We start from the raw sequence: 15,399 nt of genomic DNA, 5'->3' as shown, positions 1-15,399 counted from the left end.
ATGTTATACTATGTTAAGTATAATAGAAGTAAGTGTAATAGCAAGAATTTTGAAGAAAGGAAAAAATGGATAAGATTAAGATGAACAATATTGAAAAAGATAAATTTATAAGAATAATATTAAGTATATATATTATTCTTATAGGGGTAGGTTTACCTCTCATAGTTAGAGATAAGTATTTTGATATTCTAGTATTTAAGTATTACTATTATTGCTCATGTACAATTGTGATGTTAGCAATCCTTCTAGTATATTCCATTTTAACTAAAATTAAATGGTTTGAATCACTTAGTAAAGAGAAGATAAAAACTGGAATAAATAAACTCACGTGGCCTGATTTTTTTGTTTTGGTTTTTTACTTAATAGCATCTGTTTCGACTATCACATCAGATTACGTATATGAATCGTTCTGGGGAAATGAAGGTAGATTAACAGGATTATTTTTAATAACAGGATATGTAATTACTTATCTTTGTATAAGTAAGCTTTGGAGATTTCGTAGTAAATATGTTGATTATATTTTATTTGCAGGTATAGTAGTTTGTTTGCTAGGAATTTCAGATTATTTTAAATTAGATATATTGGGATTCAAAGCACCAATGCTAGAGAATCAAAAAGATATTTTCACATCTACCATTGGTAATATAAACACTTATACTGCTTATATAGGCATGATAGTAGCTTTAACTACTGTGTTGTTCTCCTTTGAAAGAAATATTAAACGAACCATATTTTATTTTATTTGCATGTTAATAGGTTTTTTTGCAATTATTATGGGAGTTAGCGATAATGCTTACCTTTCATTAGGTGCCCTTTTTGGTATTTTACCGCTGTTTTTGTTTAAAAATAATATAGGATTAAGACGTTATATTATTGTAATTGCCACTTTTTTTTCTGTTGTCCAATGCATTAGTTGGATTAATGATTATATGGGAAATCGTGTTATTGGCATTAATAGCTCGTTTAATTTAATAGCTAATTTTAGATGGTTACTTTTATTAATAACTATATTTTGGTTGATTGTAGGTATATGGTTTTTTCATGATCACATAAAGAAAAAAAATATAATTGAGTATGGAAAGACTTTATGCTATTGTTGGTTGGGATTGTTATTATTGCTTTTTGTAAGTATATTATTTATTATTTATGATTGCAATTTTTTGAATAATGTCAACAAATATGGTAACTTATCTTCGTTTCTTTTATTGGATGATGAATGGGGAACTCATAGAGGTTATATTTGGCGAAATGCTATGGAGTGTTATTTTAGATTTCCTATTTGGCATAAGCTCGTAGGTTATGGACCAGAGACCCTTGGTATTTTATTATTGCAGAAGACTGTAAATAACCCTTATAATGAAATTTTTGATAATGCACATAACGAATATTTACAGCTTCTTATAACTGTAGGAGTGATAGGACTAATTTCTTACATCAGTTTTATCATTAGTGTTATTAAAAGGGGATTAAAATTATACAGTGATAATTATTATGTTGTAGCGGCTATTTTTGGAATAATATGTTACAGTATCCAGGCTTTAGTCAACTTAAATTTACCGATTATTACACCAGTATTTTGGATTTTGTTAGGAATAGCATCTGCAAAGCATAGTGATATGTAAACTAGATCAATTTTGGAGCTGGAGAAAATTTCTGGCTCTATTTTTATTTAGGTCATAGATAGATTAAAAGTATATATTTACAAATTATTAAATAATATGACATATATTTCATAATAGATTAAGTTGCGGTAGTTCATTCAAAATGATATACTGTATGGGATCATTGTGCTAAATTAATAACTAAAGTAGATAATTGCTATAGTTAAAACTAGGGAATTGAGTGAAGATAATGAATGAGCAAAAATCAAGAGAAAAATACAAACGTCTAATAAAATTATTGTTTTCATCTGTTCTTATGGCAGGATTGGGTGCTATTTATGCAGTTTTTTGGGTAGGATATTATAATCGCTATATACTACAAACTCCCTTTTTTCGAAGAGGAAATTGGGTAATCGTTTTAATGTATATAGTTCTACTCGCTTTTTTTATGTATACATATGGTGGCTTTAAGATTGGATATTTAAAAAACACAAACCTAATATATTCTCAAGGAATATCAGTCTTTTTTTCCAATTTTTTTGTATATTTTCAAATTGCAGTACTTGATAAAAGGTTTGTGAGTCCTATATATATTATTTTAATGACATTCATAGATATTGTGCTTATATTTACTTGGACTATTTTATTTCATTTTGTATACAGACACATTTTCCCCCCAAGAAAAATGCTGTTGATAACTGGTGACTATCACGACTATCATCTAAAGAACAATATTAAATCTAGAGAAGACAAATATGAAATATGTGAATTGGTATCTTATAAAGAAGATTTTGAAGCCATTGAGAATCTTATATCTAGATATGATGGAGTCATTGTGGGGGACATGCCCTCTCATGAAAGAAACCAGATTATTAAGTATTGTTTCCAGAATGGTAAGCGGTCTTACAGTGTTCCCAAAATTTCAGATATCTTGTTAAGGAGCTCAGATGAACTCAATCTGTTTGATTCTCCATTATTACTTTCAAGGAATTTGGGGCTATCAATTGAACAACAATGTATAAAACGTTGTGAAGATATAATTATATCTATAATTATGTTGATTCTTTTTTCTCCAGTTTTCTTACTTGCCTGTATTGGTATAAAGCTAACAGATAGAGGCCCAATATTTTATAAACAGGAACGACTAACGAGAGACGGAAAGCTTTTCATGATTTATAAATTTCGAACCATGGTAGTAGATGCGGAAGTAAAATCGGGGCCCATACTTGCAAGCGAAAAAGATCCTCGAATTCATACGATGGGTAAACTATTGAGATCAACTAGAATGGACGAGTTACCTCAAATCATAAACATTCTAAAAGGGGACATGTCGGTGGTAGGTCCAAGGCCTGAGCGGCCGGAGATAGTGGGAGAAATAGTAAAAGAAATTCCTGAATTTGATTATAGATTAAAGGTTAAAGCTGGTCTGACAGGGTATGCTCAAATCTATGGAAAATACAGTACAACGGCTTATGATAAACTAAAGTTAGATTTAACATACATCAGATATTATTCGATTTTTTTAGACTTAAAACTGATTATTATGACGCCTAAGATTATGTTTATGAAAGAAAGTACTGAAGGTATAGTAAAATAATAGATATAAAAGAAAGGTTAGAACAATGAATAGAGTGGCAGAATTATGGGCTTATAGGGAGATGATTACAAGTCTGGTTCGTAAAGATCTCAGAGGTCGATATAAAGGGTCAGTGCTTGGATTTATGTGGACTTTTATTAATCCTCTATTACAACTAGTTGTTTATACGATTGTGTTTTCTACAATTTTAAAAAGTGGTATTGAAAATTTTTATATGTTTTTATTTGTAGCATTAGTACCATGGATTTTTTTTAGCTCTGCATTGACAACAGGTGCTACATGCATAATTAGTTCAAAAGATATGGTAAATAAAATTTATTTTCCCAGAGAGGTACTTCCAATATCTTATGTGACTAGCTCTTTTGTTAATATGTTGTTCTCCTTTATAGTGATATTTTTTATAATTTTGTTTTCTGGGATAGGAATTAATGGGAAAGCACTTTTGTACTTGCCTATAGTAATGGCAGTGGAGTATTTGTTAGCGTTAGGAATTACAATGCTTACATCCGCTTTAACTGTTTATTTTCGAGATTTAGAGCATATTCTGGGAATCATTACAATGGCATGGATGTATCTTACGCCAATTATGTATAATGTTGATATTATCCCAGAAAGGTTGTTACCTATATTTTACCTAAACCCTATGACACCTATCATCATTGCATATCGGCAAATTTTATACTACCGAGAAGTGCCACGGATGAGTACTCTGCTTCATGGATTTCTTTTGGGGCTTTTATTTTTAAGTATTGGTTGGTTTTCTTTTTCTAGATTACAGAGAAAGTTTGCAGAGGAGTTATAAGATGGAATCATCAAATGTAATAGAAGTAAAGAACATTACAAAAAAATTTAAAATTTATTTTGATAAGGGAAGCAGCTTAAAAGAGAAAATGCTGTTTAAAAAAAGAAACCACTATGAGGAGCGGCTAGTACTAAGAGGGATCTCATTTGATATTAAAAAAGGCGAGGCAGTAGGGTTAATTGGTAAGAACGGCTGTGGAAAAAGCACTACGTTGAAAATGCTTACGCGCATTATGTACCCTGATAGTGGAAGCATTGATGTAAAAGGAAGAGTTTCCAGTTTGATTGAATTAGGAGCTGGATTTCATCCTGACATGAGTGGCAGAGAGAATATCTATACAAATGCGGCTATCTTTGGACTTACTAGGAAAGAAATTGACCATAGGATCAATGATATTATTGATTTCTCTGAAATGGAGGACTTTCTTGATAATCCGGTTAGGACGTATTCTTCTGGAATGTACATGAGACTAGCATTTGCAGTTGCGATAAACGTGGATGCGGATGTGCTTTTGATAGACGAGATTTTGGGTGTAGGAGATGTAAGTTTTCAGACAAAGTGTTTTGAAAAACTAAAAGAAATTAAAAAAAATGGTACGACAATTGTGATTGTTTCTCATTCTCTGGAACAAATTAGCCGGATTTGTGAACGCTCTATTTGGATAGAAGAAGGAAAAATCAAAGAAGAGGGAGTTCCTGAAATTGTTCATCGGCATTATCTTACGCAGATGGAAGAAATAAGGTTGCAGAAAAAGGAAACGGATCGGGAGAAGAATGGAACGGTGGAAAATGAATTGCCGGATATACCAAAAGGGTGTTTTGATCAAGCTGTCAGAACAGGAAATCAGAGTGTTTGTATTTCCGAGGTGAAAATCACAGGAGAAAGTTTGAAAAAGGGAAATTTGCTACCTATTAGAAACAGTTTTGAAATATCCGTCTCTTATGACACGGATATTTCAGTGGTAGGAAAAATTTCAATCAGCATTTTGCGTGATGATAATATATTATATTGTTATTCGGATACATTCATCGACACTCAAAAATATATTACTTTTGATAGAGCTGGAACAGTGAGATTAAAAGTAGAAGGGCATTATCTGGCTGTAGGAAATTATATTGTTCACATAGTAATACTAAATTCTGAAAATCATGTTCTGGATTCACTACAGCATGCACTTGATTTTCGAGTTATTGCGGATGAGAATGGATATGAAACGATTCCTATGGAACATCATTGGTTTTTAGAACATACAAAAATTGAGGAAGAATAATGGCTGAAAAAATACTTCTGGTAACAACAACCAGTGGATTTGTACCCCAATTTGAGATGAATAATGTGAAATATTTGCTATCACTTGGATACGAGATTCACTATGCCAGTAATTATAATACCCCAATTTATGGTAATGATAATTCTCGGCTGGATGAAACTGATATAATACGACATCAGATTGATTTTGTTAGGTCACCATTTCGTCTTTCCAATATAAAGTTATTAAGAGACTTGGTAAAGTTAATGAAAGAGGAGCAGTTTGTACTAATACATTGCCATACACCAATGGGGGGGGTTCTGGGGCGATTAGCTGCCTGTATATCTAAATGTGGTGTAGTCATGTATACAGTTCATGGATTCCACTTTTACCAAGGGGCTCCTCTCATGAACCGGCTAATGTATAAAACTATGGAATGGTTACTAGCGCATGTGACAGATGTATTAGTTACTATTAATGAAGAAGATTATCAAGCCGCTTTAAAGTTTAAATTGAAAAAAGGTGGTTCGGTTTTTTATACGCCTGGTATTGGAATTGATTGCAAGCGGTTTTCTACAATTGAAAATATACGGCAGAAAATTAGAAGCCAGTACCAACTGCAGTCCGATGATTTTGTCTTGATTACCTGTGGGGAATTGATTAAAAGGAAAAACCATGTAGCGATTTTAAAAGCACTAACATATATTAAAGATTACCATATAAAATTAATTTTATGCGGGAGTGGTGTTTTGGAACAAGATATAAGACATAAGATAAGAGAGTATGGTCTGGAAGAATGTATTTTTATGATAGGGTATTGTTATAATATCCAGGAACACTTAAAAGCAGCAGATTGTTTTGTATTTCCATCTTATCAGGAAGGATTGCCAGTTGCCCTCATGGAAGCAATGACATCGGGGTTACCAGTAATTGCCTCTAAAATTCGTGGAAATGTTGACCTCATTGTACCTGAAAAAGGTGGTTTTTTGGTTGAACCTAAGGATATAAAGGGATTTGCCGATTCCATTTTAAAGTTAAAGGAAAACAACGAGTTGAGACAACAGATGGGGTGTTTCAATTCGGAAAAAATTCAGCAGTTTGATGTTGAAATTGTAAAGAAGAAAATGAAGGATATTTACCAATTTGCTATTGCAAAAACCGTGAAATAGATGGAGGAGATATGGAATTTGATTTTAGCAGGGAGCCAGGAAGAGTTAAACTGGATAGAGAGCTGATACAACCAGAGAATCCGTTAGTGAGCATTGTCACACCTTATTATAACGCGGGGGAATATTTTATTCAAACTTACAATTGCGTGGAAAACCAGACTTTTCCGTGGTTTGAATGGGTGATTGTGGATGATGGGAGCACGGTACAGGAAGATATTGAACTGTTAGATAAACTGTCCTCTGCGGATACAAGAATTAAGGTGTTTCGCCAAGAAAATAAAGGCGTTTCCAGTGCTAGAAATAAAGGAATTCGGCAGGCTTCTTCAGAAATTATTGTTCCTCTTGATTCGGATGATTTGATTACTCCTACCTATTTGGAATTACTGTATTGGGCACTTTATTATAATGTTGACTGTGCATGGGCATATACAGATTCGTTGGGTTTTCAGAATCAGGAATATGTATGGGAGAAAACTTTTAGTATTAAAACATTAAAAAAAGATAATTTTTTAACACTAACAGCAGCAATTAGGAAAAAAGACATATTGGAAGCTGGACTTTATGATGAGAGTGAAAAATATGCATATGAGGATTGGAGGTTGTGGTTACAATTGTTGGCTTTAGGAAAGAAGCCTGTGAAAGTGTGTGAAAAAGGTTTTTGGTATAGACGTATTGAAGGAGGGGTTTCTTCTATTGTCAGAGAAGACGCGAAAAAGAAAAAAAAAGCGTTAAAGAAGATAAAAGAAATAGCAGGAACTGTAAGCGATGATATTGAGGCGCGGGTATTCCCTATAGCTTCACCAATTAATGAATATGTGAAGCCGAAAGTTTCTAGCTGGAAAGATTCTGTATTTCAAAAGAAGGATAAAATACATATCATGATGCTCCTGCCTTGGATGGTAATGGGAGGCGCTGATATGTTTAATCTGGAAGTAGTAAAGGGGTTGAGCAAAGAACATTATGAACTTAGTGCAATTTTGACAGAACATTCCCCGAATGACTGGAGACAGAGGTTTGAAGAGTATATAACGGATATCTTTGAATTGCCGACTTTTTTAGAGGTGAAGAATTATGCTGAATTTGTCAGTTATTTTATAATTAGTCGTCAGATAGATGTAATATTTTTAAGTAATTCTTATTATGGATATTATATCGTTCCATGGATAAGAAAAGAATTTCCGGATGTCGTTGTTGTGGATTACGTTCACATGGAAGAGTGGTACTGGAGGAATGGTGGTTTTGCAAGAACGTCAGGAAATATGCAGAATATCATTGATAGAACGTTCGTATGCAACAATGGAACACAACAGGTATTGGAACGTAATTTTGGAAGAAGTTTGGAAAGCGTTGAAACTTTATATATAGGAGTAGATAAGGATAAGTTTGACGCATCAGCTTATTCCTATGGTGCTGTAAAGATGAGGCACGGAATAGATAAATACAGACCTTTGATTTTGTTCCCATGCAGAATACATCCACAAAAACGTCCATTTCTAATGTTTGAAATTGCACAAAAGTTAAAAAAAATAGTACCAGATATCGCTTTTTTAGTTGTAGGAGACGGTCCGCTTTTATCAGAGCTTAAGGCAAAAGTTAAACAAGCAGACCTGGTACATACTATATATTTTGCAGGACGTCAAGATGAAATGCAACCTTATTACAGAGACAGTTTTGCAACATTAATCTGTTCTATAAAAGAAGGTCTTGCATTAACTGCTTATGAATCATGTTCTATGGGAGTACCAGTTATTACATCTGATGTGGGCGGACAGGCAGAGTTGATTGACAAAACGTCAGGGATAGTGCTCCCTCTTTTGCAATCTGAAGGGCAGGATTATAACTATTCAGTTTATGATGAAAAAGAAATTCAACAGTATGTTAAGGCGATTGACCATCTTTTGAAAGATAAGAAAACCTATGAACAAATGTGCATTAACTGTAGAAAGAGAGTAGAGGCGGATTTTTCCACTGAAGTCATGATTCAAAAACTGGATGGACGCATTCAAGAGCTAATCCAAGATGTAGTAATGGTAAAAGAAAGAAAGAGGAGAGCGGAGGCACTTAGAAAAATTGATGCCATTATTGATGATTATCTGACAGTATATCAAGAAGTAGCAAATGTAGATTCCATGTTTAAGGAAGGATATTCACTTGGCACAAAAAGTGAGTTAATGAGAATTGCTAATTCTCAGTGGGGGAAAAGAATTATTAAGGTGGTTTTAAAATTAAAATTAAATAAGATTTTTCGATAAAAGATTAAACTCTCTCTTTTGTTGCCTAAGAAACCCATAGCTTGATGTGAAGAAACAACCTTACAGGAGATAATATGTCAGAACTAATAAGTGTTATTGTTCCCATTTATCGGGTGGAGACGTATTTAAAACGTTGCGTAGATTCAATTAGAAAACAGACTTATAAAAATATCGAAATAATTTTGGTGGATGATGGCTCTCCAGATCAATGTGGACAAATATGCGATGAGTACAGTCTAATAGATGAGCGTGTTCGAGTAATTCATAAGAGCAATGGCGGTTTATCGGATGCCAGAAATGCTGGAATTGATGTCGCAAGGGGAGAGATTATTAGCTTTGTTGACAGCGATGACTGGCTGGATATAGATATGCTTGAAGTGTTGCTGAAAGCATTGCATGAATATGAAGCGGATATTGCCGAATGCAGTTTCCGAAGTATTTATATGGACTGTATCGTAGAAGAAACTGGGTGCACGGCTGATTGTATAGTGGAAGATAATCTTTTTGCAATGAGTTCCATGATGAAATGGGGATATTTTAAATCGATTGTATGGAATAAACTTTACCGGAGAGAAGTGCTGGGAAATATTAGGTTCCCAAAAGGAAAAATTCACGAGGATGAGTATACGACTTATAAATATTTTTTTAATGCATCAAAGCTGGTTTATGTAGATATTTCCAAATATAATTATAATCGGTCCAGAACGGATAGCATAACTGGAGTCGAATTCCGAGAGGCAAATTTTGATGCTTGTGATGCCATTAGAGAACGAATCGATTTTTTTCGAGAACATCATTTGACTGAATTGGAGGAGCAGGCGAGAGATGCGTATTGTTGGGTTTTATTAGATTGTATTAAGCGTTATATCAAATCGGGTGTGACGAGTGAGCGAATACATAAAGTCTTGAGGCAGCTCAGAATAGATCTAGTTTATTTTGATAAACATCCAGTGAGTATATTGTATTATAAAGAGTTAGTAGAAATAGAAAGTAACTATTATAACTATGCCAGACGGATAAAGGAGGAAAGTTTTGTAGATGGTTAGCGTAATCATACCTTCCTATAATAGAGAATATACTCTTGGATATTGTGTCAATTCTATTTTAAGTCAAACATACAGAAATATAGAAGTTCTTCTCCTTTTACAGGAATCGGGGGGCAGGATACAGGAAATCTGTGAAAATTACGAAAAGTTGGATAAACGGGTTCGGATTATAAAAAACAAAGGTATGTTTGAGCAGGACCAGATGGTGGTTTATGGCGATTATCTTATTATATTTCGACCCAATAGCTATGCAGCACCGGATATGATAGAAACCTTAGTAGAAAAGTCAGAAGAATTTGATGCGAACATGGTATACTGTGGAAAAAGCAGAATCGTTTTGACAGCAGGAAAATTTATAAAACAGGAACAGCCATTGTCTGTGCTCGCCGAAAAAGTAAAGTTTTATACTAGGGAACAGTTTTTAAAACTGGTTCCGGATATTTTTGAAAATTTGGGGCTGTTCATGGAAGATGGAAACTGCATCTTTAGGCTGAAGGAAGAAAATAAAGATAATGTGAATCTTGTAGTGACTTTGGGGAATGACGCAATAGAGGAATTTAAGATATCTTTTTATAATAAAGCAGAAATAACAGTTTCTTTGAATCAGATTTTATGTTATCAGATTGAGAATGAGAGAAACGCCACTGATTTTGAAATAAGCTATAGAAAATATTGGGAGCAGATAGGTTTTTTAGAGGCATTTCGGCGAATGATGCAGGAAGAAAATTTGTGGGAGGAGGCGCAGAAACCTCGTCTATATGACTATATAGCTGAAAAAACCGTATATTATATACAAACTCTCTATGACCAGGGACTAGATTATAGTGATAAAAAAGCAAGGCAGGCACTGACAGAGATCTGCCAAAATTCTTTTATAAAGAAGAGTTTAATTGCAAAGAAAGGACATGAAACTGTTGAGTTCAAAAAAATAAAAAGAGATATTTTAAAGTGCAATATCAATAAAATTCTCAAGCATCTAAAAATTGTGAAACAACAGAATAGCTTGACTAATGGAACTTTGGGATCGGGGAGGTTGAACCAGATTATGGTTTGGATACTTATTCTGCTATCAAAACCAGGGGAAAGCACAAAAATGGATGCACTAATCAACTGCCTGCAGAAGGAAGGTATTAGTGTAACTGTCAGAGATATCGTTGGTAAAAGGTAACTATAGTTAATAATTTAAAGATAAAGAATGGTAATTTCCGTAAGAGGTGTTTATGAAAAAAATCATGTTAGTTTTTGGTACGAGACCAGAAGCCATTAAAATGTGTCCGTTAGTGAATGAATTGAAGAAACGTGGGCGTATGAAAATTGTTGTATGTGTGACTGGGCAGCATCGGCAGATGCTGGACTCGGTATTGGATACATTTGATGTGAAAGCGGATTATGATTTATCAATTATGAAAGATAAACAGAGTTTGTTTGATGTGACTACAAACATTTTGAATAATATTAAGCTGGTATTAGAAAAGGAATCACCGGACGTGGTATTGGTTCATGGCGATACTTCTACGACTTTTGTGACAGCGCTGGCATGTTTCTATCTACAAATACCTGTAGGTCATGTGGAAGCGGGGCTTCGAACTTATAATCTTTATTCGCCGTATCCAGAAGAGTTTAATCGTCAGGCTGTGGGAATTATTGCAAGGTATCATTTTGCACCCACACAAATGGCTAAGGAACATCTGCTTAAGGAAAAGAAGTCGGATGAAACCATTTATGTTACAGGTAATACAGCCATTGATGCACTGAAAACTACAGTAAAGGAAAATTATTATCATAAAGAACTGGAATGGGCTAAAGAAGGTCGACTTATTATGTTGACTGCCCACAGGAGAGAAAACTTAGGAGAACCTTTGCTCCATATGTTTCGAGCAATTAAAAGAATTGTAGCAGAGAATCAGGATATTAAAGTCATTTATCCCATTCACATGAATCCTGTTGTTAGAGAAGCGGCGGGAAAGATTTTGGGAGACTGTGACCGGGTCCATTTGATAGAACCGTTAGATGTTATGGATTTTCACAATTTCTTAGCACGTTCATTTCTGATTTTGACGGATAGCGGAGGGATTCAAGAAGAAGCTCCATCTCTTGGGAAACCGGTATTAGTGATGCGGGACACAACAGAGCGACCCGAAGGGATAGCAGCAGGAACATTAAAGTTGGTTGGTACAAATGAGGAAACTATTTATCATGAGTTTAATCGATTGCTTAATGATAAAGATGAATATTTCAGGATGAGCCAGGCATCGAATCCTTATGGGGATGGAAATGCATGTAAACGAATTGCTGATGTTTTGGAGCGAGAACTATTATAAAAGGAAAACAATAGGGTAGGGATATGAATAGAGACGTTTTAATAGAAAGATTAAAAGAAGAAAATTCTTTATATGAGTGTGAGTTAGCAAAATTAAAAGATAGGATCAATGAAAAAGAATTTGAGGTCCAGAATATAAAAAAGTCTTTGGCTTTTCGGTTGGCAGAAAAAATTGGGATTGTGAATCGGAAACTTGGAAATGGCATTATTTTACGAGGTATGAGGAAAGTAAAGCGGGTATGTTGCTATGGTAATGCGGCGGAAACGAGCGTTCAGGTTGGGGAATTATATGATGACCTGTTGACATTAAGTGAATTTGAATTTTATCATTTTAAAGAGAGTCGTGAAGAGGTATATCATATTGATTTAAAAGAGGTAATATACCCCTACATGAAAGGTTTGGTTAGCATCGTGTTGCCGGTGTATAATGGAGGCGATTTACTGGCAAAGTCAATTGAGAGTGTATTAAAACAGACATATACAAATTTTGAGTTCATTATTGTGGATGATGGCTCTATAGATGATACTCCTCGAATTATAGACGAATACGCCTTAAAAGATTCCAGAATTAGAGTGATTCACAAGGAAAATGAGAGGCTACCCAAGACTTTGTCAAGAGGATTTAAGGAAGCTAGAGGAGAGTTTTTTACTTGGACCAGTGCTGATAATATTATGGAGAAAGCATGTATTGAAAAGATGGTAACAGAGTTAAATGACTTTCCGGATACTGGTATGGTATTTGCCAATATACGTCTTATTGATGAATATGATAATCCCATTGTGACAAATGGATGGTATGCGGACAGATTTCGTCATGAAAACGTCATGCTCCCGCATTGCATGCTTGAATTAAATACTTATACAAATAATTACATTGGAGCGGCTTTTATGTACAGAGCGGTTGTAGCACATGCTTTAGAAGGCTATTCTGCTATGAAATACTGCACAGAGGATTATGATTACTGGATGAGGATAAACAGCTTGTTTCTGTTGCGACATACCTGTTTCCAAGAACCTATTTATAATTACCGTTTCCATTCTCAATCACTCACGTCTAGGGATAAAGAACTTAAAATTTCAGAGAACAGATATCGTCTCATGCTTTTGGATTCATTTAGAAGAGAATATTACATGAAGCCTATGGTATGGGTATTGGAAGGTGAAAACGGGAAACTTCGTGATGAAATGCAGGGGGCTTTGTTAAAGGCTGGTCACAAGGTGATTGATAAACAGGAGGCTATGTTATATTGTGAGAGCATGTATGAAAGAACAATCTATATGCAATTTGGCGATCTTAGAACAGCGGATAATAATCCAGGATATGGTTATCGAGTGTATGTCGGAGAGACATCTGATAAAGTGGATACTGATGAATGGGATTGTTTAATTAGCCAAAATGTGATAACTGTAGAAAATTTTTTAGAAGGGCACAAAGGGTGGTTTTATTTTAGGTCTGCCCAGACCATGTTCCATTTTATGGATGCAAAAATTAAAAATTCATTTCTGTATTCTATAGAGCAAATAATCGAATCTAAACACGAGTACTCGAAAAAGCTTAGCGTTATTACCGCATGTGGAAGTAATATAGGAGATTTAAGAAATATTCTTTTATCTTTGGAGAGACAAAAAGCTGACAAGGGATTATATGAAGTTATTGTAGCAGTTAAAGCAGATGAACTGGTATGGGCAAATGGAGTTCTTGATATTTTGCAAAAAAAGGGTATAGTAGTTCGTGTTCGCATAGTAGTTTCTCCGATCAATAACATTGTGGATTGTTATAATACTGCAATATGGGCGGCTAATGGAGAGATAATCAGTATTTTTGATAGTAGATGCTATTGCGATGATGATTATGTAGAGAAAGTAATACATTGTTTCGGGCTGTATGATGATGTGTCCGGTTTTGCAATGAGGACGAGGAAAAAAGGACATATTGGGAATATAGTAATGAAAGCTGAAGAGTTGAAACTGGTGGGCGGCTTTGCTCGTTCAATGAAACAGAATGAAACAGCTACATGGACGGGATGGGAAGAATCTATTTTATTAAAACTAAAGAATAATAATAGAGAAATTATTGAGTGCGATCAAATTTCAATTCATGCAGCGGATGACCGTATACTAGGAATGGAAGACAAGATTGAAAGTTTTCTTAATGAATATTTTAAGCAATTACAGCAGCTAAAGCCATATGATACATGGCCGGGAAATCTACGTCAGACGATTGTAAGATTGTCTGGCTCTCTTGTAGTTGATGGAGATCATAGAGAAACATTAAAGGAGATTGATGGATTAAAATCAGTTCTTAGCAAAGTGGAATCTGATCTTTCCGTCAGACGAAACCGGGATTTTATCAGGCAGATGTACAGCTACCATTTTCATGAAAGGGAAGACAGGGTATCCGTATTGACTGAGAGAGGTCTGCTTTCAGAATCCGTTTTGCTGGTCAGTGTTATTGTACCTATCTATAATGTTGAAGATTATCTAGAGCGATGTGTGGATAGCATTTTAAAACAAACGTTGACCAATATAGAAGTAATACTAGTGGACGATGGTTCACCGGATGAATGTCCGAGGCTGTGCGATGCCTATGAGGTGAAAGATAAACGGATAAAAGTGATTCATAAAGAAAATGGGGGGTTATCTGACGCCAGAAATGCCGGTCTGGATGTGGCTAGCGGAAAGTATGTAGCATTTATCGATAGTGATGACTGGATAGAAGAGACTATGCTGGAAGAATTATGTTATGCTGCTGAAGTATTTAATGCAGATATTGCTGAATGTGATTTCTGTAATGTTTATAAAGATAGATCGGTTAATGAGATGGAAGGTACAAGTCTTTATTATACAGCCACCAATCTGGAAGCGCTGAAATGTCAGATGGGTTGGAGCTATTTTAAATGTATCGCTTGTAATAAAATCTATCGAAGTTTTTTATTCAGTGATGGAAAGCGCTATCCAAAAGGAAAATATCATGAAGATGAGTTTTTCACCCATAAGATTACTTATGAAGCAAAAAAATTGGTATATGTAGACAAGGCGCTGTATAATTATGATCATAGAAGAACGGATAGTATTACTGGTAGTAAATTTAATGTGAATGGCTTAGATGCGGTAGAGGCTTGGAGAGAAAAGACAAGTTTTTATAAAAGTAAAAGACTGTCCGATTTATACATTCGAGCGTTGGATTTGTATGTATGGACTGCTTTGAACAGATTAGAGTTATGTGAGAAAGAGCATATTAGTGGAGAGCGTGTGGAAGAAGTGAAGCAATGGTTAAAGAAGGATTATGCTGAGATGGTCAAGGAAGTAGTTAATGAGGCCAAGCTGAAATCTGTTGAGAGATATATGGAGAAGTAGAAAAAG

General features: G+C 34.6%; 10 protein-coding genes. All 10 read left to right on the top strand.

The window, feature by feature from the left end:
• Positions 1 to 65: 65 nt before the first annotated feature.
• The 10 genes from BET01_RS00345 to BET01_RS00300 all read left to right on the top strand — a co-directional run bounded on the left by BET01_RS00345 (position 66) and on the right by BET01_RS00300 (position 15,393).
• Positions 66 to 1,622: an O-antigen ligase family protein gene (locus tag BET01_RS00345; RefSeq protein WP_243117078.1), complete on the top strand. Its 1,557-nt coding sequence runs from the start codon at positions 66 to 68 to the stop codon at positions 1,620 to 1,622.
• Between the two features lie 229 nt (positions 1,623 to 1,851).
• Positions 1,852 to 3,198 carry an exopolysaccharide biosynthesis polyprenyl glycosylphosphotransferase gene (locus tag BET01_RS00340; RefSeq protein ID WP_120194780.1) on the top strand — a complete coding sequence of 449 codons (1,347 nt, stop codon included), beginning with the start codon at positions 1,852 to 1,854 and terminating at the stop codon, positions 3,196 to 3,198.
• Between the two features lie 25 nt (positions 3,199 to 3,223).
• Positions 3,224 to 4,000, top strand: a complete 777-nt coding sequence (locus tag BET01_RS00335; RefSeq protein WP_120194779.1) for an ABC transporter permease — start codon at positions 3,224 to 3,226, stop codon at positions 3,998 to 4,000.
• A 1-nt stretch (position 4,001) separates the two neighbouring features.
• Complete coding sequence (locus tag BET01_RS00330; RefSeq protein WP_120194778.1) at positions 4,002 to 5,270, top strand: ABC transporter ATP-binding protein; 1,269 nt, start codon at positions 4,002 to 4,004, stop codon at positions 5,268 to 5,270.
• Positions 5,270 to 6,418, top strand: a complete 1,149-nt coding sequence (locus BET01_RS00325) for a glycosyltransferase family 4 protein (protein WP_120194777.1) — start codon at positions 5,270 to 5,272, stop codon at positions 6,416 to 6,418. Before BET01_RS00330 ends, BET01_RS00325 begins: the two co-directional genes overlap by 1 nt.
• Before the next feature lie 11 nt (positions 6,419 to 6,429).
• Positions 6,430 to 8,670 (top strand): glycosyltransferase, encoded by a 2,241-nt coding sequence (locus BET01_RS00320; RefSeq protein ID WP_120194776.1) that lies wholly within the window; start codon positions 6,430 to 6,432, stop codon positions 8,668 to 8,670.
• 74 nt (positions 8,671 to 8,744) lie between these two features.
• Positions 8,745 to 9,716, top strand: a complete 972-nt coding sequence (locus tag BET01_RS00315) for a glycosyltransferase family 2 protein (RefSeq protein ID WP_120194775.1) — start codon at positions 8,745 to 8,747, stop codon at positions 9,714 to 9,716.
• Positions 9,709 to 10,884 (top strand): glycosyltransferase family 2 protein, encoded by a 1,176-nt coding sequence (locus BET01_RS00310; RefSeq protein ID WP_120194774.1) that lies wholly within the window; start codon positions 9,709 to 9,711, stop codon positions 10,882 to 10,884. Before BET01_RS00315 ends, BET01_RS00310 begins: the two co-directional genes overlap by 8 nt.
• A gap of 52 nt (positions 10,885 to 10,936) precedes the next feature.
• Positions 10,937 to 12,037, top strand: a complete 1,101-nt coding sequence (gene wecB, locus BET01_RS00305; protein WP_120194773.1) for a non-hydrolyzing UDP-N-acetylglucosamine 2-epimerase — start codon at positions 10,937 to 10,939, stop codon at positions 12,035 to 12,037.
• Positions 12,038 to 12,060: 23 nt separating this feature from the next.
• On the top strand, positions 12,061 to 15,393 hold the full coding sequence (locus BET01_RS00300) for a glycosyltransferase (RefSeq protein WP_120194772.1): 3,333 nt from the start codon (positions 12,061 to 12,063) through the stop codon (positions 15,391 to 15,393).
• Positions 15,394 to 15,399 lie beyond the last annotated feature (6 nt).

Origin of the sequence: Lacrimispora algidixylanolytica (genome assembly GCF_003609635.1) — a bacterium.
Classification (GTDB): domain Bacteria; phylum Bacillota; class Clostridia; order Lachnospirales; family Lachnospiraceae; genus Lacrimispora; species Lacrimispora algidixylanolytica.
This window is presented reverse-complemented; position numbering and strand designations above follow the sequence as displayed.